This window comes from Paraburkholderia sp., from assembly GCF_024281035.1.
Classification (GTDB): Bacteria; Pseudomonadota; Gammaproteobacteria; order Burkholderiales; family Burkholderiaceae; genus Paraburkholderia.
In genome coordinates this window covers 1-19,937 of sequence record NZ_JAMXLH010000006.1, presented here as the reverse complement: position 1 = coordinate 19,937, position 19,937 = coordinate 1, and the positions used below count along the sequence as shown (strand labels likewise).

The 19,937-nt window shown below is 60.7% G+C and carries 17 protein-coding genes; 9 read left to right on the top strand and 8 right to left on the bottom strand.

Annotated elements, in window-relative coordinates:
* Positions 1-80: 80 nt before the first annotated feature.
* From Q0L30_RS01430 to Q0L30_RS01395, 8 genes are all read left to right on the top strand, one after another.
* Positions 81-1,376: an extracellular solute-binding protein gene (locus Q0L30_RS01430; RefSeq protein ID WP_296650204.1), complete on the top strand. Its 1,296-nt coding sequence runs from the start codon at positions 81-83 to the stop codon at positions 1,374-1,376.
* 59 nt (positions 1,377-1,435) lie between these two features.
* Positions 1,436-2,353: a carbohydrate ABC transporter permease gene (locus tag Q0L30_RS01425; protein ID WP_296650201.1), complete on the top strand. Its 918-nt coding sequence runs from the start codon at positions 1,436-1,438 to the stop codon at positions 2,351-2,353.
* 3 nt (positions 2,354-2,356) lie between these two features.
* The gene (locus Q0L30_RS01420) at positions 2,357-3,187 is read left to right on the top strand and encodes a carbohydrate ABC transporter permease (protein WP_296650199.1); all 831 of its coding nucleotides are present in this window, start codon (positions 2,357-2,359) and stop codon (positions 3,185-3,187) included.
* A gap of 108 nt (positions 3,188-3,295) precedes the next feature.
* Positions 3,296-4,426, top strand: a complete 1,131-nt coding sequence (locus Q0L30_RS01415) for an ABC transporter ATP-binding protein (RefSeq protein ID WP_296650196.1) — start codon at positions 3,296-3,298, stop codon at positions 4,424-4,426.
* Between the two features lie 82 nt (positions 4,427-4,508).
* Positions 4,509-6,917 (top strand): glycoside hydrolase family 3 N-terminal domain-containing protein, encoded by a 2,409-nt coding sequence (locus Q0L30_RS01410; RefSeq protein WP_296650194.1) that lies wholly within the window; start codon positions 4,509-4,511, stop codon positions 6,915-6,917.
* 96 nt (positions 6,918-7,013) lie between these two features.
* On the top strand, positions 7,014-7,781 hold the full coding sequence (locus Q0L30_RS01405; protein ID WP_296650191.1) for an SDR family NAD(P)-dependent oxidoreductase: 768 nt from the start codon (positions 7,014-7,016) through the stop codon (positions 7,779-7,781).
* Positions 7,778-8,659, top strand: a complete 882-nt coding sequence (locus Q0L30_RS01400; protein WP_296650189.1) for an SMP-30/gluconolactonase/LRE family protein — start codon at positions 7,778-7,780, stop codon at positions 8,657-8,659. The genes Q0L30_RS01405 and Q0L30_RS01400 overlap by 4 nt, the downstream gene beginning before the upstream one ends.
* A 123-nt stretch (positions 8,660-8,782) precedes the next feature.
* Positions 8,783-9,778, top strand: a complete 996-nt coding sequence (locus Q0L30_RS01395; RefSeq protein ID WP_296650186.1) for a LacI family DNA-binding transcriptional regulator — start codon at positions 8,783-8,785, stop codon at positions 9,776-9,778.
* 78 nt (positions 9,779-9,856) lie between these two features.
* Here the strand turns inward: Q0L30_RS01395 and Q0L30_RS01390 are convergent, their stop codons facing one another.
* The 8 genes from Q0L30_RS01390 to Q0L30_RS01355 all read right to left on the bottom strand — a co-directional run bounded on the left by Q0L30_RS01390 (position 9,857) and on the right by Q0L30_RS01355 (position 19,493).
* Entirely contained in the window at positions 9,857-10,786 is a 930-nt protein-coding gene (locus Q0L30_RS01390) for a dicarboxylate transporter/tellurite-resistance protein TehA (protein ID WP_296650184.1), read from the bottom strand.
* A 222-nt stretch (positions 10,787-11,008) separates the two neighbouring features.
* Complete coding sequence (locus tag Q0L30_RS01385) at positions 11,009-11,446, bottom strand: copper chaperone PCu(A)C (protein WP_296650182.1); 438 nt, start codon at positions 11,444-11,446, stop codon at positions 11,009-11,011.
* Positions 11,447-12,531: 1,085 nt separating this feature from the next.
* Positions 12,532-14,739 (bottom strand): lysylphosphatidylglycerol synthase domain-containing protein, encoded by a 2,208-nt coding sequence (locus Q0L30_RS01380; RefSeq protein ID WP_296650180.1) that lies wholly within the window; start codon positions 14,737-14,739, stop codon positions 12,532-12,534.
* A gap of 402 nt (positions 14,740-15,141) precedes the next feature.
* Positions 15,142-15,906, bottom strand: coding sequence for a Tat pathway signal protein (locus Q0L30_RS01375; RefSeq protein WP_296650176.1), 765 nt, complete (start codon positions 15,904-15,906; stop codon positions 15,142-15,144).
* A 32-nt stretch (positions 15,907-15,938) separates the two neighbouring features.
* Positions 15,939-16,766: a hypothetical protein gene (locus tag Q0L30_RS01370; RefSeq protein WP_296650173.1), complete on the bottom strand. Its 828-nt coding sequence runs from the start codon at positions 16,764-16,766 to the stop codon at positions 15,939-15,941.
* Between the two features lie 527 nt (positions 16,767-17,293).
* Positions 17,294-18,061: an ABC transporter ATP-binding protein gene (locus tag Q0L30_RS01365; protein ID WP_296650171.1), complete on the bottom strand. Its 768-nt coding sequence runs from the start codon at positions 18,059-18,061 to the stop codon at positions 17,294-17,296.
* Positions 18,062-18,093: 32 nt separating this feature from the next.
* Positions 18,094-18,807 carry an ABC transporter permease gene (locus Q0L30_RS01360; RefSeq protein WP_296650168.1) on the bottom strand — a complete coding sequence of 238 codons (714 nt, stop codon included), beginning with the start codon at positions 18,805-18,807 and terminating at the stop codon, positions 18,094-18,096.
* On the bottom strand, positions 18,804-19,493 hold the full coding sequence (locus tag Q0L30_RS01355; protein WP_296650166.1) for an ABC transporter permease: 690 nt from the start codon (positions 19,491-19,493) through the stop codon (positions 18,804-18,806). Before Q0L30_RS01355 ends, Q0L30_RS01360 begins: the two co-directional genes overlap by 4 nt.
* Positions 19,494-19,774: 281 nt before the next feature.
* Between Q0L30_RS01355 and Q0L30_RS01350 the strand changes: the two genes are divergently transcribed.
* Positions 19,775-19,937 (top strand): aromatic amino acid lyase (locus Q0L30_RS01350; protein WP_367277754.1); only part of this gene is annotated, 163 nt, incomplete at its 3' end.

Here is a 19,937-nt window from a genome sequence, read left to right as displayed (position 1 = left end):
GTTAGAAGATCGGCTTTACTAACATCCCGTAACGTTAAGGCTAACGTAGTGCCAATAACTTCATGAGAGGAGACGTATCGATGGCATATGCGGTTCTTTCGAAGGCGCGGCCGGTAGCAGGGGCAGTGGCGCTGGTTTGCTCAATGCTGGCCGCCGCATCGGCCGGTGCTTACGCGCAAGACGCGAAAGTCATCACGACGTGGGACCAGCAGACCAATACGTCGTCGAGCAAGATCATTCGCGACGCGTCGGATCGCTTCGAGAAGGCGGACCCCGGTTACAAGGTCGAGAACTCGCACGTTCTGAACGAGGCCTACAAGACGAAGCTGAAGGTTGCATTCGGTGCGAATCAGCCGCCATGTGTGTTCGAGAACTGGGGCGGCGGCGGCCTGCACGAGTACGTGAAATCCGGTCAGATCGTTGACCTCACGCCGTACCTGAAAAAAGACCCGGCATATCGCGACCGCTTCATGAAGGCGTCGTGGGATGTCACGACGTTCGACGGCAAGACCTACGGCGTTGCAGCCGAAAACGCAGCGGCCGCCGTGATCTTCTACAACAAGGAAGTCTTCAGGAAGTACGGCATCACGCCGCCGAAAACGTGGGACGAACTGATGCACGTCGTCAATGTGCTGAAGTCGCATAACGTTGCGGCGTTCTCGCTTGCAAACAAGAACAAGTGGACGGGTTCGATGTACTACATGTATCTCGTCGACCGCATCGGTGGTCCGCAAGTCGTGAAGGACGCGCTCGCGGGCAAGGGCAAGGGCTTCGAAGATCCGGCATTCATCGAAGCCGGCAAGCGTATTCAGGAACTCGTGAAGGCTGGCGCGTTTGCGCCGGGCATCAATGGTCTGGACTACGACTCGGGTGCTTCGCGCCGTCTGCTGTACTCGGGCAAGGCCGCCATGGAACTGATGGGCGCCTGGGAAGCTTCGACGATCGCGAACGAAGATCCGGCGTTCTCGAAGGACCTGGATTTCTTCCCGTTCCCAAGCCTGCCGGGCGGCAAGGGTGATCCGCGCGATCTGATCGGCACCGTCGGCGATGGCTTTCTGAGCATCTCGACCGAGTGCAAGTTACCGGACGCAGCATTCAAGTTGATTCAGGCCCTGACCGACGATCAGGCGATGCAGGATCGCGTGGGCGACCACAAGGTTCCGCCGGTCAACAAGGTCAAGATCGACGATCCGTTCCTGCAGCGTCTGCAGACTCAGCTCGCCGCGGCACCGAGCGTGCAGCTTTGGTATGACCAGGCCCTGCCGCCCGCGCTTGGCGAACTGCACAAGGACACCGTGCAGCAGCTGTTCGGTCTGTCTCTGACGCCTGAGGCTGCCGCAGAACAAATGGAAGCCGCTTCGAAGAAGGGTGGTTAATTTCTGGCCCTGGAGGAAAGTCCGGCGGCGCCGCGTGGTGCCGACCGGCATAAAAGCTCGTGAACATCGCACTTTCCGCTACACCTGAACGCCGGCTGCGCTTTTCATCGCAAGCGCTCGTCACGGTCGTGTTTCTTGCGCCCGCACTCTTTTTGCTGGCCGTATTCCTGCTTTATCCGCTCGTTTCGAGTTTGCGGCTGTCGCTGCTCGACTGGAACGGCCTCGGCAACACGGCTCGTTTTGTCGGGCTCTCAAACTGGGTGCATCTCGCGCACGACACGGTGTTCTGGCATTCGCTCGTGAACAACGTGATTCTTGCTGTCACATCCATCGTCATTCAGCTTCCCGTCGCGCTCGCACTCGCCGTGCTGCTGGAAAAGGCCGGCCGTGGCTCGCGCGTGCTCAAGATTCTCTACTTTCTGCCACTGCTCATGTCGAGCGTGGCGATAGGCGTGCTGTTCAAGAACGTCTACGATCCGAACTTCGGCCCGCTCAATGCCGCGCTGCAGGCTTTCGGACTCGACAGCCTCGCGAAGGACTGGCTGGGCGACCCGCATTTGTCGCTGGGTTCGACCATCGCCGTGATCATCTGGCAGAACGCGCCTTTTTACATGATTCTGTTCCTCGCCGGGCTTTCGTCGATGCCGGCCGAGGTCAACGAGGCCGCTCTCCTCGACGGCGCGTCCGAGTGGACCATTTTCTGGCGCATCAAGCTGCCGCATCTGCAAGGCACGGTGCGTACGGCTGTCCTCTTGTCCGTGCTCGGATCGCTGCGTTACTTCGATCTCGTCTACGTCATGACCGGCGGCGGCCCCGAAGGCTCGTCCGAGTTGATGGCCACCTACATGTACCGCACGGTCTTTAGTTCGTTCCAGCTCGGCTACGGCAGCACCATCGGCTCGGCGATGTTCCTCATCGTCTGCACGGTGGCCGCGGTATCGCTGCGCTTCACCCGCCGTTATGCAACCGAGGTTTGAACCATGAACAAGAAACGTCGGTTCCCCCGGGTGGGAATTCCCCTCCTTGCGCTGATCTGGCTGGCCGTCACGACGCTGCCGTTTATTTTCATGGTCGCGTCAAGTTTCAAGAGCCAGGAAGAGACTTTCTCGACGCCCGTTTGGGCGCCGCCGCAACATCTGTATTTCGGCAACTATGCGGCTGTGCTGCAAGGGCCGTTCTTCACGTATTTCCGTAACAGCGTATTCGTGGTGGGCGTGTCGGTGCTGCTGATCGTCCTGATCAGTGCGATGGCGGCCTACGTGTTTGCACGCTTGCGCTTTACGCTGAACAAAACGCTGTTTGCACTCGTGGTTGCCGGCATGATCGTGCCGCTGCACGCAACGCTTGTGCCAATCTATCTGCTCACGCGCAACCTCGGTCTTTACGACACGCCGTTTGCGCTGTTCGGCCCCTATGTGGCGCTCAGTCTGCCGGTGTCGATCTTCATCTTGACCGAATTCATGCGCCAGATTCCGCGCGAGCTTGAAGAAGCCGCGCAACTGGACGGCTGCAGCCCGTTTCGCATTTTCTGGCGCGTGTTCTTCCCGCTCTCGGGACCGGGGCTCGCCACGGTTGCGATCTTTAACGGCATTGGTCTCTGGAATGAGTTCATCTTCGCGTACATCCTCACGTCGACGTCCGAGCACCGCACGCTGCCGCTCGCGATCTGGGACTTTCAAGGGCAGTACGCATCGAACATACCCTCGATGCTGTCCGTTCTCACGCTCACGTCGCTGCCGCTGATCGTTGCGTACGCATTCGGTCAGGAGCGCGTGATCAAGGGGATGATGGCCGGCTCGCTCAAGGGTTGATTTCAAAGGCTTGATTCAAGGGCTGAATTCAAGGGCTAACCGCATCGCACATCGCCTGGCATCGTGCCGGCACGCGTGACCGGCACACCGAACTTCGCATAAAACGATATGGCAAGCATTTCTCTCTCTAACGTACAAAAGTCCTACGCGAACGGTCACCCGGTGATCCGCGACGTCAATCTCGAAGTCGGCAAGAACGAGTTTTGCGTCTTCCTCGGGCCGTCGGGTTGCGGCAAGTCCACGCTGTTGCGCATGATTGCCGGTCTCGAATCGATCACCGACGGTGAGTTGCGTATCGACGGACAACGGATGAACGAAGTCGAGCCTGCGAAGCGCAAGGTTGCGATGGTGTTCCAGAACTACGCGCTGTATCCGCATATGAGCGTGTTCGAGAACATGGCATTCGGCCTGCGCCAGGCCAAAGTGGATAAAGTCACGATCGACAAGAAGGTGCGCCGCGCAGCCGAGGCCCTGCAACTGGAACAGCTGCTCGAACGACGGCCGGCCGCGTTGTCCGGCGGCCAGCGCCAGCGTGTTGCGATTGGCCGTGCGATCGTGCGCGAACCCGGCGTGTTTCTTTTCGATGAGCCGTTGTCGAACCTCGACGCCGCGCTGCGCGTGCAGACGCGCACCGAGATTGCGCGGCTGCATCGCGAATTCGGCGGCGCGAGCGCGGTGTATGTCACGCACGACCAGATCGAAGCCATGGCGCTCGCCGACAAGATCGTGTTGCTGCGGGCCGGTACCGACATGACCCGCAATGGCAGCATCGCGCAGATCGGCGCACCGCTCGACCTCTATCACCGGCCTGCGAGCCGGTTTGTCGCGGGCTTCATCGGTTCGCCGAAAATGAACTTCTTGCCGGGCGTCGTGAACGCTGTCGATGAGAGCGGCATCGAAATCGAACTCACGACGGGTGAAATTATTCGCGCCGATGTCGATGGCCGAGGTACTGCCCCGGGCATGACCGTCACGGTTGGCGTGCGTCCGGAACACATGACGCTTGCGGGCGACGAACGCGGTGCCCAGTCGATCCAGTGCACGGTGCGCCTGGTCGAGCACATGGGCGAGCACAGTTACGTGCACGTGGAAGGCGGTCATCGCACGCACGCGATGCTGATCGCCAAGCTCGCGGGCGATAGCCGCCTCGCGCGAGGCGAGCAGGTCAGGCTCGCGGTGCCCGCGAATGCCTGCCACGTTTTTGACGATCGCGACTTCGCAATGCGACGCCTGCACTGATTGCGCGAGCCAGCGCAACAGAAATCATTTTGTCTAAACAAAGCCGATTGCACGATTGATTCAATCTAAAGGAGTCCTTTTGATGTCGCTTGAGCACACGAGCGAAATTCCGCTCTATCGGGACCCCGCCGCTTCGACCGATGCGCGTGTTGCCGATCTGATGTCGCGCATGTCGATCGATGAAAAAATCGCACAGCTTCACGCTGTGTGGCTGAAGCTTTCGGCAGATGGAAATCACCAGCCGCGTTCCGAAGATTTCGCGCAGCGCGACGCGGGGGTCCCGATCGAACAGCTTCTGCGTCACGGTGTCGGACAGGTGACGCGCCCGCTCGGTACACATATCGTCGAACCAAAGGAAGGCGTGCGAGCGCTCAATGCATTGCAGCGGCAGGTGGTGGAAAACACGCGCCTCGGCATTCCGGCGATGGCGCACGAGGAATGCCTCGTGGGGCTGATGACGAAGGACGCCACGCTGTTTCCCTCGCCGTTGAACTATGCGGCGACGTGGAATGCCGAGCTGATCGGCCGCGTCGGCAAGATTATCGGGGAGCAGGCACGCTCTATCGGCTGCCATCAGGGTCTCGCCCCGGTGCTGGACGTCTCGCGCGACCCGCGCTGGGGGCGCACCGAAGAAACGTTTGGCGAAGATCCCTACCTGGTGGGTGTGATGGCCTGCCACTATGTGAACGGGCTTCAGGGTGAGCGGCGCGATCTGCTCGCTACGCTCAAGCACTTTGTTGCGCACTCAGCCAGTGAAGGCGCGCGCAATCATGCGCCGGTGCATGTCGGTCCGCGAGAACTCAACGACACCTTCATGCTGCCGTTCGAAATGGCGGTCAAACTCGCGCATGCCGGTTCGATCATGCCGGCCTATCACGATATCGACGGCGTGCCGTGCCACGCGAACCGCGAGCTGCTCGAAGGCGTGTTGCGCGAGAAATGGGGTTTCGACGGTCTGATCGTGGCCGATTATGCCGGGGTCAATCTGCTTTACAGTCACCACGGTGTGGCGCACGACGCGGCTGCAGCGGCCGCGCTCGCGTTCAACGCGGGTCTCGATGTCGAATTGCCGGGGCACGAGTGCGCGTTGCATCTGCGAGAAGCGCTTGCACGCGACGAAGTCAGCGAGGCCACCATTAATACGGCCGTTGCTCGCGTGCTACGTACGAAATTCGACCTCGGCTTGTTCGAACATCCCTACGCCGACCCCGAACGTGTGAACCTGCGTGGAGCCGAAGCGACCGCTGCGGCTCACGAGGTGGCGCTGCAATCCGCTGTTCTGCTTCGCAACGACGGCGTGCTTCCCCTGAAGCTCGATAGTGCCGCGAGGGTCGCCGTGATCGGACCGACCGCCGACGATCCACTGGCGCTCCTCGCGGGCTATAGCTTCCCGGTGCATCTGATCAATAGCGGTGAGCAGTCGCATCTGGCGATGACTACGCCATTGCAGGCATTACGCGATTTGCTCGGGCAAGACCGGGTGATTCATGCACGCGGTTGCCACATCATCGAGGAACGGCGCGCAGGAGCGCCGGTGTTTCCGGGCGATGTCGCATTGGAGGACATGTCTGCCGACAAGGTCGACGAACTGATCAGCCGCGATACGGCGGACATTTCCGCAGCGGTGGCCGCGGCCGCGCAGGCGGAGGTTGCCATCGTGTTCGTCGGCGATCTGGCCGGACTCTTCCAGTCCGGCACGGTGGGTGAGGGCTCGGATACCGATAGCCTCACGCTGCCCGGCGTTCAGCAGGCGCTGCTCGCCGCCGTGGTCGACAGCGGCACGCCGACGGTCGTGGTGATGACCGGTGGCCGTCCCTACAATCTCGGCGGTCTCGAAGATCGGGTGGCCGCGCAGATCATGGTGTTCGCACCCGGCGAGCAGGGTGGCGAAGCGCTTGCGCAACTGCTTACCGGCAAGGCGAATTTCAGTGGACGTCTCCCACTTTCGGTGCCGAAGAGCGCCGGTGCCGTGCCCTATACCTACAATCACCGCCTCAAGAGTTCCGGCACACCTGTGGCGTATCACTTCGGGTCGCGCTATCCGTTTGGTTTCGGCCTGAGCTATACGCAATTCCAGTATGGCGGGCTCGAACTCTCGTCGCGGCAAGCCGCGATCGAAGACGGCACGTTTGAATTCAGCTTCACCGTGAACAACGTGGGTGCGCGCGATGGCGAAGAGGTCGTGCAGATCTACGTGCGCGACAAGCTTGCCTCGTCATCACGTCCCGTGCGCGAATTGAAGGCGTTTGCGCGAATTCCGGTCGCTTCGAACGCTTCGGCGCGCGTACGCGTGCGCATTCCGGTGGACATGCTCAATTTCACCGATGGAAGAGGCGAGCGCATCGTCGAACCAGGCGACTTCGATCTGATGATCGGCAGCTCGAGCCGGGACATCCATTTGAGCGAGACGCTCACCGTTGCCGGCCGCGAAACCCGCACGCTCGAGTGTAACTGGCGCATGGTCAGTGAAGTCGAAGTCCTCGAAAACTGAAAGGAAAATGCCAGTGCTTTCGCGCGCCGCGTCGTGCGATGCACGAAGGCGCTGGCAAGCTGAAACTCGTAACGATCTGGAAATCTGGACTATCTGATGTCGTACGCAATCTATCCGAGCCTCGTGGACAAAACCGTCGTAATCACGGGCGGTGGCAGCGGCATAGGCGCCGCCATGGTCGAGGCGTTCGCCGCGCAAGGTGCGCGCGTGTTCTTTCTGGACGTGGCGGAGCACGACTCGCTCGCGCTACAGGAAAAGCTCCGCGGCGCGCAGCATCCCCCCTTGTTTCGCCGCTGCGATCTGCGCGACATTGACGCGCTCAACGCCACGTTCGCGGACATCGCCGCGAGCGGCACGCCGGTCGAGGTGCTGATCAACAATGCCGCCAACGACGACCGCAATGAAGTGGGTGATGTGAGCGCCGCCTACTGGGACGGGCGCATGGAAGTGAACCTGCGGCATCAGTTTTTCTGCGCGCAAGCAGTTGCGGATGGCATGCGCAAGCTTGGGCGCGGCGTGATCCTGAATCTGGGTTCGATCTCCTGGCATCTGGCGACGGCCAACCTGAGCATTTACATGACCGCGAAGGCGGGCATCGAAGGACTCACGCGCGGGCTCGCGCGCGATCTCGGTGTGCACGGCATTCGCGTGAACTGCATCATTCCCGGTGCCGTGCGCACGCCGCGCCAGATGAAGCTCTGGCAGTCGCCGGAGAGCGAAGCGAAGATTGTCTCGGATCAATGCCTGCGCGAGCGTATCGATCCGGAGCACGTGGCGCGCATGGCTTTGTTCCTTGCTTCCGACGACGCGGCCCGCTGCTCGGGGCGCGATTACTTTGTCGATGCGGGCTGGTACGGCGGATGAATTCGATGACACCTGTTTGCGTATGGCCCGTTGCGGCCGCACTGGGCGAAGGGCCTATTTGGCGTGCCAGCGAAGGCGCCGTGTACTTCGTCGATATCAAGAAGCGCAAGCTGCATCGCTTCTCGGCTGCAACCGGCGAGACCCGTACGTGGGACGCACCGGCGCAGACCGGTTTTGTCCTGCCGTACGCGGACGATACGTTTGTGTGCGGCGTTCAAGGCGGCCTTCACCGGTTCACGCCTTCAACCGGCGAATTCGAGTTGCTCAAGCACGTGGAGAGCGAATTTCAGGGCAACCGCATCAATGATGGCTATGCCGATGCGCGCGGACGCCTGTGGTTCGGCACGATGGACGATGCCGAGGTCGATCCCAGCGGCGCGTTGTACATGGTGGGCGACAGCGGCGAAATCGTGCAGCGGGACAGCGGCTATGTAATTACCAATGGCCCTGCGATGAGCCCGGACGGCAGCACGCTCTACCACGGCGATACCGTGAAGCGGGTCGTGTACGCGTTCGATGTCGCAAGCGATGGAACGCTAAGCGGCAAACGCACGTTCACGGCAATCTCGGGCACCGGATATCCCGACGGCATGGCCGTGGACGCACAAGGCTACGTGTGGATTGCGCTATTTGGTGGCGCACGCATCGAACGATATTCTCCGGCTGGCGTGCTGGTGGATCAAATCGCGTTTCCGTGCTCCAACGTCACCAAGCTTGCGTTCGGCGGCGATGACCTGTGCACCGTATACGCCACGACGGCCCGCAAGGGCCTCTCGCAGGCGCAACTGAGCGAGCAGCCATCGGCGGGCGGGTTGTTTACGTTCCGCTCGCCCGTGAAGGGGCAAACGCAGGCGGTATGCACTGCGGTGCTCGGGTGAAGCACGCGCTTAACCGCGAGCGCGCCGGCGCGCCGGGCCGCCCGGTATGATAGGGGCTTACTGACCTCACGGCTTTTGTTCATGGGCGCTTCGCCGGATCACCCGCTTTCTGCACCGCCTCGCATGTCGGATGTCGCCCGGCTCGCCGGGGTGTCGAAAATGACTGTCTCCCGCGTGCTCGCGGGCGGCAACGTATCGCAAGCCACGCGCGAGCGGGTCCAGAAAGTAATCGACGAACTCGGCTACGTGGCCGATGCGGCGGCAGGTGCGTTGTCTTCGGGGCGGTCCGATTTCGTCGCAGTGCTGGTGCCGTCGCTCGCCAGCTCCAATTTTTCCGATACTGTGCGCGGCCTGAGCGCGGCGATTGCGCCTTATGGTCTGCAACTGCTGCTGGGCGATACCGACTACCGGCTCGAGCAGGAGGAAGCGCTGGTGCGTTCGATGTTGCGCTACCAGCCGAGGTGCGTCGCGCTCACCGGAAGACATCACACAGAGGCCACCCGCACCTTGCTGAAACGCGCGGATATCCCTGTTGTGGAAATGTGGGATCTGCCGAGCGATCCGATCGACATGAGCGTGGGCTTTTCCAATTCGAAGGCCGCGCGGGCCATGGTGCGTTATTTGCACGACAAGGGTTATCGGCGCATTGGTTTTCTCGGCGGCGCGGGCGAACTCGACCGGCGCGGTCTCGACCGGATGCGCGGCTATGTGGCCGAGGTCAAGGCGCTCGGTCTTGGCGAGCCGCGGGTGATCCGGGTTGGCGAATCACCCGTCACGATGAGTCATGGCGCGCCGGCGCTCGGTGCCTTGCTCGAAACATGGCCGGACACGGACGCCGTGATGTGCGTGAGCGACATGTCGGCCTTCGGTGCAATCATGGAATGTCATCGACGCGGCTTGTCGGTGCCGAACGATATCGCGGTGGCCGGTTTCGGCGATTTTGAGGTCGCCTGGTGCAGCTACCCGACGATCACGACGATTTCCGTGGATGCCTATGGAATCGGGCTCCGTGCCGGAGACGCGTTGCTGGCCGCGCTCGGTGCGATCGAGCAGGAGGGGCAGCCGCGCACCCGGACCGTCAAGATCGAGTACACGGTCGTACCGCGCGACAGCGCTTGAACCTCTTTTACGGACGCTTGCCGCTTACGCGGTCGCTTTCGCGCAGATCGAACGGCTGCGCAACGCGCAGCCACGTGGTTAGAGCACGCTAGGATGTTCACGCACAATCGTTGCACTGACAACCAGCCACGCTGTTCTCACGCTGAGATAGCCAATAAACAGGTTCGCGCCGATAAACACGGGCCAGGAAAGCGATATCGCGGAAGGCACGCCACGAACGGCGAGCTTGAGGCAAACCACGGTTCCCGAGACTACGCCGAAGCTGAAGGCCCACCATGCGTACCCAAACGGTTGCTCCTTCAGCCACGATTTCAGCCTGAGTCCCACCAGCGTCTGAAATAGTCCGTAGCCGAGCAGCATCAGCAACCACTCCTGCGGCGTACCGGGTGCGACGACCAGAATGGCCGCCGCACAAACGACGGGCGGTGCGAACTGAATACCCAGTAGAGAACGTTGTGCGACGGGCAGGGAGTGGCCGCTCCAGAGCCGCTGGATTATCAGCGGCTCCAACGCGAGCCACGAAAATACGCCGGTGCCGAGGAGTAGCCACGCCCAGCTCGGCTGATTCAATGCGCCGAACGCTGCGGCGCTGGTGAAGCTGCCCGCTACGGTCGGCAGGTAAAGCGTCGGTGTCGTGTCTTCCGCCCGCCGCTCCCCGCGCCATAGCGTGCCCGTATGCCATGCCGAGAACGCGAGTTGCCAGCAAATGCCGGCAATCAGCAATCCCCACGCCCACGCTGTCGACCAGATCGTGACAGCCTGGCTGATCAGGAAGGTGGCGATGCCCGCCAGGGCGGGTGTCCCGCCTGCAACAGGGTGCTCGAACTCCGCGCGCATCAGATCCGGACGGCGAATCGCGTGGACGATATATGCGCACAGGAGACTCGCCCAAATTACCGTTGCCACAACAAGGATGTCCTCGCCGACATGCGCACTGATTCCCCAAAGATGCTCTGCGACTCGCCAGGATTGTCCGAGGCCGGACAATCCGAGGATGACGCTGAACATCGATGAGGGGACGGGTGGTAAGCGAAACGACACAAGCCTCGGCGGCATATTGCGGAATTGGACAGGGGAGAATAAAAAGGTCAACCGCTTTACTACGGCGACTTCACCGGCATACCGGGATCGTATGCACCGCCGTTAATCTGCGTATTTCTCGGGTTGACCCACTCGATCAGTCGTTGGCCGGGCTGCGTTGATCCGCGCGTTCGCAGCCGTACGGCGGCCTTACTGGCCGGTCGCGCTCTTTACGGCGCATTTGGCCTCGATCCTTTCGCCGTCGCTGAACTTAAAGGTGACAGGCACCGTCGAGCCGACCGCGAGCTGCGCCTTCGGCTTCTCGAACATCGCGTGATAGCCGCCTGGCGCGAAGGCGAACGTGCTATTGGCCGCAATCGTCACCTTCTCGATCGGCACCATTTTCGAGGTGCTGCCGGTCGTTTGTGTCTGGTGCAGCGCGGACATGCCGAACGCTTCGGTGTGGATGCCATCCAGATCAATGGGTTTGCCGCTCATGTTCATGAGCTTGAAGTAGCCGCCTGAGGGCATCTCGCCCGGCATCGAGCGGATCCAGCAGTCGGAAACCATCATGGCGGCAGCCGAAGCACCAAGCGAGGTGGCGGCAAGCGGCAGTGCGATAGCGAGTTGGCGGAAGGTGCGGTGCATCGCTCAATCTCCAGTTCAAGGTTGAGAAAACGTGATTAAGTGGCGGGATATCGGTCCCGCAACGGGTGCAACGATCATGCGTCGTATCGCAATTGCACGACCGGGATTCACCGCGCGCCCGCTGCCTGTCGGCATCCTGCGGCGCTGCATCGCGGCCAGCGCGAGCCTGGCAGGCGCGTGGTCTGAGCGGCCGACATCGGCGTAGCGCAACGCTACAGGATAATCCTGGAAGCGAAAACCCTTGCACGGCGCGCTTTTTTACCAGCTTGCGTGTCGTTCGGGGAAGAAATCCGCAACTTCCAGTGAAGCGCGTCAATTTGACTCTTCCACCGCGCATCGAAACCGGGTTGCCGCGGTGCATCGGCACAACGTTCCCGGAAGTGTGCGCGACGCTGCGGAGTTTGAGCAGGCCAACACGCGTCGCGCCAAAACCGATAATACCGAGCCAGAGCATTTCTTGATTTATTAAACATTTAAAATCAATAAAAAATTATGCTTTGTGAGCGTAAATCCTATAGGACATCGAAAATAAATCTCTATAGAGATACCTTGCGCTCGTGATTTAACTCAAGGTGATGGGCGACGATCGCTTCGGGGAAGGGTATCCAATGCCCTGCCAGCGCAACTGGTTACCAGGAGCCTGGCCTTGCCTCGCCAGATCGAACCGAACCATCAGTGCTATGGCGTAAACGGTTCACTGAAGCTTGGTATACCCGCGCCGACTTACGCTGCGCATACCACCATCATCAACACCTCGGAAGATTGCCAATGAAGTTTTCGTGAACATTTATGTAACAAGGCTAACATGGTTCATCAGGATAACCAATCATATGAAAGATTTTTCGGTGCCGCAAGACTCGTTTCCAAATAGTTTCATCTGCATTCTTGCTGCATTGTCACCCCCATGTATGGGATTGGATTGGAGTTTCGAAGAACATTGCCATGATCCGGAAATCGCAAGACGGCCAACTAAAACGGTTCGCGATGACGTCGAGCAGCATGCGTCGCGCACGACGCTGAATGCACCTGTTCGCCGCTCGCCCGGTGGCTGTGTTACCGGCCGCCAACCCGAACGGATCGACGCTTCAGAAGTAGCACTGCAGTTCCCCGCGACGGCGAATGTCGAGCGTCGCGCAATGGAAGGCGCCGCCGAACGGTCTGTAACTCAGGAAAGCGCACGGGATCGGTTCAAATCTCCAATCCTTGAACGCCTTGATCAGCGATAGCTGGGACGCATCCACGATCACCCGCTTCTCGTCCAGCATCAGCGTGTTGATGCTGGTCCACGAATTGCACATCGAAAATTTCGCCATGATTCCCGCAACCGGATCGGGGCGCGGGGCGATCAGCACATCCCAGCTCTTGAGGATCGGCGGCAGTCGGGTTACGTCGATGCAATCGGGGTTGACCAGAACCTTGCCGGGACACAATGGATTGAAGCTGGAATTGATGTGCATCGGCTGGCGGCAGTGGGTTTCGATTTCGTGAATGCGAAAACCGTCGCCCAGATGACGTCGCAGCCATTCGATGCCGGACCGGTTCGTCACGTTGGAGCGCGTGACAAACAGATCGCGGCCACACCGGGTGAAATCGGCGGCATCGAATACCGGTTCGAATTCGTTGACGATGTAGCGCAATGGCTCGTACTTGCCGGAAATACGGTAGCCCGGGTCGAACGGATCGTCGGTCAATGGCGGCCGTGGTGCCGCAGTACAACGGGCGCCCTGATGACAATACTCCTTGAACAGTGCACCATAGGCATCGCCCTCGAAGTGGCGCGAACGCCAGCACAGGGGCGTCTCGATGATCTCGTCGCCGATCACCAGATAGCTGTCGCGCGGACAGGCCACGCAGAAGCCGTGGCTAAACCACGAAGGCGTGCCGAAACGGACACGATGGTTGATAACGTCAGGCCGACGCACGGTTACGCCTTCCGCTTCAAGGATGCGCACGTACGCGTCGAGTTCCTTTTGCGCCAGATCGATCATCCAGCGGGGATAGCGCCGGCCGGCGACGAAACGATGCAGCCTTGCCGTGACGCTCGGCACGTTGAAGGTGACGCCGACGTGATATGGCGGAATGATCGCCCCGTCGATCCGTCCGACGATCACCTCCTCGAGCGGATCCCATTCGTTCCATGAGCTAACGGGCTTGACGTTCCTGTCCGCTAAATCCGGAGGCCCCGGGAGGGTGGCGGTTGGCATTGACTGGACGACCGTCGAAACGCCAGCCGACTGGTTGTCTGAGCAACGGGATTGCGGGAAAGCATTCCGCGCGGCTTCGTCCTCCGGTACTGCGCGGCGCCGTGAAAGCAGGCGGCGCGTTTCCAGCAGGTGCCAGGCCAGCAGCCCCGGCAGTCCCAGTGCGACGTCGGGCACCCGCTTGATCAGCGACAGCGCGAGCGCGATCTCAGGAGGCAATCCGTAAATACGCCCGAGGAGCAGAAAAGCGCCTTCCTGTACGCCATATGCGCCCGGCACCGGAAAGGCCGCATCGCGCACGGCCTGACCGAGGCTTTCCAGCACCATCGCTTCTGTGAGGGTCGGCTTGGCGCCCATGTACGTGAGGGCGACCCATATCTCTGTTACGCCGATGAACCACGCAGTCAGGTGGACGAAGACGGCGCTCAGCAGCGCTGCCCTGTTTGCGTGGATGCGCTGCAGGTTGTCGTGAAGTCCGAGTTCGCCGAAGGACATCTTCAACCAGCGCGCCGCCGCCAACAAGCCGCGTTCGATCAGCGCAAACAGCCAAAAGCGCTGCGCGAGATAGAAGCCGATGAGCGCCGCTGCTGCCACCGCCAGCCCGGTCGACAACCACTCTATCAGCGCACCTCCGCGGCCGCCCGCCACGAGGAGCCCGAATCCCGCAACGGTAAACAGGAACTGGGCAAAGGCCTGAACCAGCAGGTCGACCAGGATGGAGGCGCCCGCGAGTCCGCCTGCCACGCCCCAGAAGGTCAGGAGCCGCGCGCCAATCAGATCGCCGCCAACGGACACTACCGGCAGGAGCACGTTGATCGCCTCGCGTATCCAGCGAAGCAACACGAACACGCCGTAGCGTTGCCGGGACAGGGGACGGACCACGCGGCCCCATGCAACGCCGATGAACACGACGATCACGGCGCGAATCGCCACGATTGCCGCAATGCTCCAACCAGCGCGCGTAACAGCGCCCAGCACGAGCGTCACATCATGGCTGACGACCAGCGCGACGGCTGCCAGTAGCCCGCACGATGTGGCGACGATTGCGCCAATCGCCGCGCCGCCATTGGTCCTCAAGTAGGGAATTTTCATGGATTTCCCGGCCGTTGGCGCACACCCGCTCAAACGGGACTGCCAAGGCATTTAACTTGAAGCTACACGTTATGCGTAAAAGCGTACGAAAAGTGGCCGCGATAGGACGTTGCAACGTGGGACGCGCGAGTTTAAGCCGATGGACAAAGACCGAGATATCGATTGCGCACGCGCCATAAAGTTGGGTGGCGCGGCACGCCGGAGACAGTATTGAGGGTCGGCCGGAATTCGTGAAATTTTCGCCAAAACACCTTGACCAGGCGATTTAACGGAGAAATTCATTATCTTTATCAGTTTGATATTGCCGGTCCGATGATGCACTGCCCGTCTCGGCCAGCCACGCGGCTTCGCTACGCGCGCGCGGCTTCTGGTGGGCCCTCGTGCAGAAAACGCGATGCGGGCTTACCCGTTTGGGTATTGCTGATTAATGAGCGCTAGTCGCAGCATCGCCAACTGCGCGGCCAGGTTGCCATGCAGATAGAGATCGCGACGGCGAAGCGCCGATTGCTGCGCGGACGCGTCATACGCCAACGGCAGCGTCAGTCCGTTGGCCGCCGCGGCATTCATTCCAGCTCCACGCGACATCTGAATGGCGAGCGCTGCCTGATCCGCGTGCGTAACGACAGCCACACTCCCCAGTGCAGCAGCCGTGCCGGCATGCCTGACGATCGCGGCAGCGACGCCGTCTGGCGTCGGCACGTTGACGTCCAGGCTGCCCGGTCCGGTGGGTGTTCCGATCGACGTGACGCCAGCGGTCATCGAGTACTTCGCCGCGAGCACGTTCGCGACTTCCTGCTGCGCGTAGATCGGCGCGGAGATTTTCTGGCGAAGCTGAAACACTGCATCGGCGATCTGTTCATTCACGGGGCAAGGCGTCGGCGCGGCGCCGCCGGCCGCGGCGCGGTTGCCGAAACTGTACGCGACGATCGTATTGATCCGGTCGACGTCGACGGTCGGCGGCGTCCACGAAAAGAACGTGTTGAAGAGATACGTGGATTCGGTGCCAGCGACGGTTTGATCGTTCAGTTCGTTCGTCAGCTTGCCGAGCATCTGACGCTTCAGCTCGGCATCGGAGAAAGGGATATCGCTGGCGTAACCAGGGGCGCTGACGGCGCACGCCGCGACGAGCGCGGGCGCGGATGCCAGGAAGTGGCGGCGAGTTTGCATGATCGTTCGTGTTCTGTGTGAAGCGGATAGCGTCAGCCGTTCGGAAATGCGCGGCTCGCGGCAAGCATCGACTGCATGTTCATTTGCGCGTACATGTCGTGCACGAGATAGAGGCTGCGGCTGCGCGTCCACGGCTGGCCGGACTGCGTGTCATACGCCGCCGGGAGCGGCACTTCCTTCGCCGCGAATGCCTTCATGCCCGCCTGTTGCGAGGTCAGGATGCAGCGTTTCGCGTGATCGCGATGGCCGACCACCGCGACGTTGCCCATCGCCGCAGCGCCGCCCGCGCGCTTGACGGCCTCGAGCGCCACGCCAACCGTACTCAGATACACGATCGTGCCGTCGCTTGCGACGATCGGCTCAATGGAGGTCAGCACGTCGGTGCCCATCCGGTACTTCGAAACCAGGAAGCGCGCGATTTCCCACTGCGCGTAGATCTTGACCGGTTTCAACCGGTAGATCCGGTGAACTGAATCGGCCAGCGCTTCGTTGGTGGGGCCAGGATCGGGCAGCGCGCTCTGGTTGCCGCCGGTGCTCGACGTGTTGCCGCTTGCGGCATTCGGACGATTGCCGAAGCTGTACGCGACGATCGAATCAATCTGCGCGGCCGGAATCGACGGGAGCGACCACGTGAAGCCGACGTCCATCATGACCGGAACAATTGCGTTGACCGTTGTGGCGTCACCGAGTTGCGCGCTCAGCTTGCCGGTCATTTGTGCCTGAAGTGCGGCGTCTGTAGCAGGCGCAGGCGTGGCCGAAACGTCGTTGCCGCCGCACGCACTCAAGGCGGACGTTGCGGCCATCGCGGTTCCTGCGGTGAGAAAGCGTCTGCGCGGAGGTCGGGGCGAATTCGAAGTCATAAGGTATGCGAAAAAATATGTAGGCGATGCCACTGCGACTCGCGTCTCGGTCGGCATGCCTGGAATGGAGGGAGCGGAAATCAGTGCGCCGATGATGTGTGCGACAAACTTCACGATCGGCGCGACGTAGCGTGTACCGATCGGGCGACCGGTAGATCGGGATCTTAGTGATCCTTTATTAAATCGCAATGACGAGGTTCTGCAATTTTTTTGATGACGCAGACAGGATCAGATTTTCACGTTGTTTGACGATCTGTCTCAGGTTGCCATCGGCCGGATACGCAAGTATGGGTAGCCGGGGCCGAGGTTGCGCCGAGGTGCGAAATTCACGAATCCGCGCACCCGGCACTCCCGGCGGAGCTGAAGGAGCAGGAATCGAGGATGGTCTACACGCCCGGCGCGGCCGAGATCCGCTTCGGCTTCGGCCAGTTTCGCCAGGCGTCTGCGCGCGTGCCAATCCTCACGCGCCAGGCATGATTGGGCTTATCGTTCCCGCCGCGCAATTCTCCGTTCGCATCGGCTGATACTTACTTCAGCCGCCCGGCGAGAAACTGTTGCAGCCGCTCGCTGCGTGGCGTATTCAGCACCTCGCGCGGATCGCCTTGCTCTTCGATTTTCCCCTGGTGCAGGAAGATGACGTGATTCGACACATTGCGCGCGAACCCCATTTCGTGGGTGACGACGATCATGGTGCGACCTTCTTCCGCCAGCGCCTGCATCACTTTCAGCACTTCGCCGACAAGTTCGGGATCGAGCGCAGAGGTCGGCTCATCGAACAGCATCACTTCCGGTTCCATCGCCAGCGCGCGTGCGATCGCTACGCGCTGTTGCTGGCCGCCGGATAGATGCGACGGATACTTGTGCTCGACGCCGTTTGAAAGACCCACCTTGGTCAGATATTTACGCGCACGGTCTTCCGCCTCGCTGCGGCTCAGACCCAGCACGCTAATGGGCGCTTCGATGATGTTTTCGAGCACCGTCATGTGCGCCCACAGGTTGAAATGCTGAAACACCATGGACAGGCGCGTGCGCATCGTCTGCAATTGTTTCGGATCGCTCACCCGCAGGCCGCCGTTGCGGTCGGCCGTCGTGCGAATCTGCTCGCCGTTGAGCGTGATCTGGCCGGAGCAGGGCGATTCGAGGAAGTTGATGCAACGCAGGAACGTGCTTTTTCCCGAGCCACTTGAACCGATCAGGCTGATCACGTCGCCAGCTTTCGCCTTGAGCGATACGCCCTTCAATACTTCGTTTTCGCCGAACTTCTTGTGCAAGTCATCGACAATCAGCTTGTACATTCTCAATACACTCCAACAGGGCGGCTCGGGGTTCAGTGCCCTTGCGGTTTCAGGTAAGCCAGCATGCGTGTTTCCGTGCGCCGGAAAACCCATATCAGGGCGAAGACAATCGCCGCATACAACACAGCCGCGATTCCATATGCCTGGAACGTCATGTAAGTGGCGGAGTTCGCGTCGCGCGCCACTTTCAATATGTCCGGCACCGTCGCGGTGAAGGCGAGAGTCGTGGCGTGCAGCATCAGGATGACTTCGTTGCTGTACGACGGCAGCGCGCGACGTAACGCGGACGGCAGGATGATGCGCGTATACAGCTTGTATTTCGACATGCCATAGGCAAGCGCCGCTTCGATTTCGCCGTACGCGGTGTCTTTGATCGCGCCTGCGAAGATCTCGGTGGCGTAGGCGCACTCGTTCAGCGTGAACGCCAGCAGCGTGCAATTCATCGCGCTGCGAAAGAATCCGCCGAGCAATACATGCGAGTGGACGAAGTGCAGGCTGTAAATACCGGTGTAGATAATCAGCAACTGGACATAAAGCGGTGTGCCGCGAAACACGTACGTATAGAGCCAGACCGTGCGCGATACAAAGGGATTGCGCGACGTGCGCGCAATGGCCAGCGGCACGGCGAGCAGGAAACCGAGTGCGATTGAAACAACCAGCAGCCAGAGCGTGATGACGAGGCCGCTGTAGTTGAAGCCGTCACTGTAAAGATAGTTCGGCCAGTATTGCTGAAGGAGTTCGATCAAAGCGCAGCCCTCCGCACACCGGTCGAATAGCGCTTTTCGAGTCGGTGCAATGCCAGATTGGAAACGGTGGTGATGCCGAGATAAATCGCGCCGGTGACGAGCGTAAAGAAGAAGAACGCCTGCGTGGCCTTGCCTGCGTCCTGCGCGGCTTTCACCACGTCGGCAAGACCGATGATCGAGACGAGCGCGGTTGCTTTCACGAGGACCTGCCAGTTGTTGCCGATGCCCGGCAGCGCGAAGCGCATCATCTGTGGAAAAAGGATGCGTGTGAATACACGCCTTGCGCTCATGCCGTATGCGAAACCGGCTTCGATCTGCCCTCGGGGAACGGCGAGAAAGGCGCCGCGAAAGGTCTCGGTGAAGTACGCGCCGTAAATGAATCCGAGCGTAATGACGCCGGCCACGAAGGGGTCGATGTCGATCTGATCCATACCGAGAACGTCGGTCAGGTCGTTCAGCCAGATCTGGATGCTGTAGAACAGCAGCAACATCAGGACAAGATCGGGTACCGCGCGGATCAACGTCGTGTATGTCGTGCCGATGCGCTGGAGCGTGCGATTGGGCGAGAGTTTCGCCGCAGCCCCGGCGAGGCCAAGCAGAAATGCCGCCGCGAGAGAAAGCACCGCGAGCTTGATGGTTTCCCACGTGCCCGCGAGGAGTAATGGGCCGAAGCCTTGAAAAAGCATGAGCGGATGTCCTCCATGAAATGACACGTGCCGGGCGAGGGCGCGGCGTGCTTGCGTAGGTTCTGCTAGTTGTCTATACAAGATATCGTGATGGCCAGATAGTCAACAATCAGTGTTATCACTGATGGGTATGGCTGGCACGCGAGAAAAAAGCGAGAAAAAAGCTATTAAACACAGGTATCAGACGAATCGCCTGAGGGTATACGTGGAGATGATTTAACTTGTATAGACAAGCTTGATTCGATACGCTGGCATTACCTTGTCCATACAACTTTCCTGTGATGATTAAACTGACTCCTGGCCACGTAACCCTCTCGCAACTGCGCCAGATCGCGCGCGAAACGGTGAAACTCGAACTCGATCCGGCGAGCTACGCCGCCATCGACGCGGCCGCGCAAACCGTCGCCGCCATCGCCGCGAAGGGCGAGCCCGCCTACGGCATCA

Excerpts from the sequence above, each read along its gene's own strand:
- Q0L30_RS01430 (WP_296650204.1), top strand. The coding sequence starts at position 81 with ATGGCATATGCGGTTCTTTCGAAGGCGCGGCCGGTAGCAGGGGCAGTG.
- Q0L30_RS01420 (WP_296650199.1), top strand. The coding sequence starts at position 2,357 with ATGAACAAGAAACGTCGGTTCCCCCGGGTGGGAATTCCCCTCCTTGCG.
- Q0L30_RS01415 (WP_296650196.1), top strand. The coding sequence starts at position 3,296 with ATGGCAAGCATTTCTCTCTCTAACGTACAAAAGTCCTACGCGAACGGT.
- Q0L30_RS01410 (WP_296650194.1), top strand. The coding sequence starts at position 4,509 with ATGTCGCTTGAGCACACGAGCGAAATTCCGCTCTATCGGGACCCCGCC.
- Q0L30_RS01405 (WP_296650191.1), top strand. The coding sequence starts at position 7,014 with ATGTCGTACGCAATCTATCCGAGCCTCGTGGACAAAACCGTCGTAATC.
- Q0L30_RS01400 (WP_296650189.1), top strand. The coding sequence starts at position 7,778 with ATGAATTCGATGACACCTGTTTGCGTATGGCCCGTTGCGGCCGCACTG.
- Q0L30_RS01395 (WP_296650186.1), top strand. The coding sequence starts at position 8,783 with ATGTCGGATGTCGCCCGGCTCGCCGGGGTGTCGAAAATGACTGTCTCC.
- Q0L30_RS01390 (WP_296650184.1), bottom strand. The coding sequence starts at position 10,786 with ATGTTCAGCGTCATCCTCGGATTGTCCGGCCTCGGACAATCCTGGCGA.
- Q0L30_RS01385 (WP_296650182.1), bottom strand. The coding sequence starts at position 11,446 with ATGCACCGCACCTTCCGCCAACTCGCTATCGCACTGCCGCTTGCCGCC.
- Q0L30_RS01380 (WP_296650180.1), bottom strand. The coding sequence starts at position 14,739 with ATGAAAATTCCCTACTTGAGGACCAATGGCGGCGCGGCGATTGGCGCA.
- Q0L30_RS01375 (WP_296650176.1), bottom strand. The coding sequence starts at position 15,906 with ATGCAAACTCGCCGCCACTTCCTGGCATCCGCGCCCGCGCTCGTCGCG.
- Q0L30_RS01370 (WP_296650173.1), bottom strand. The coding sequence starts at position 16,766 with ATGACTTCGAATTCGCCCCGACCTCCGCGCAGACGCTTTCTCACCGCA.
- Q0L30_RS01365 (WP_296650171.1), bottom strand. The coding sequence starts at position 18,061 with ATGTACAAGCTGATTGTCGATGACTTGCACAAGAAGTTCGGCGAAAAC.
- Q0L30_RS01355 (WP_296650166.1), bottom strand. The coding sequence starts at position 19,493 with ATGCTTTTTCAAGGCTTCGGCCCATTACTCCTCGCGGGCACGTGGGAA.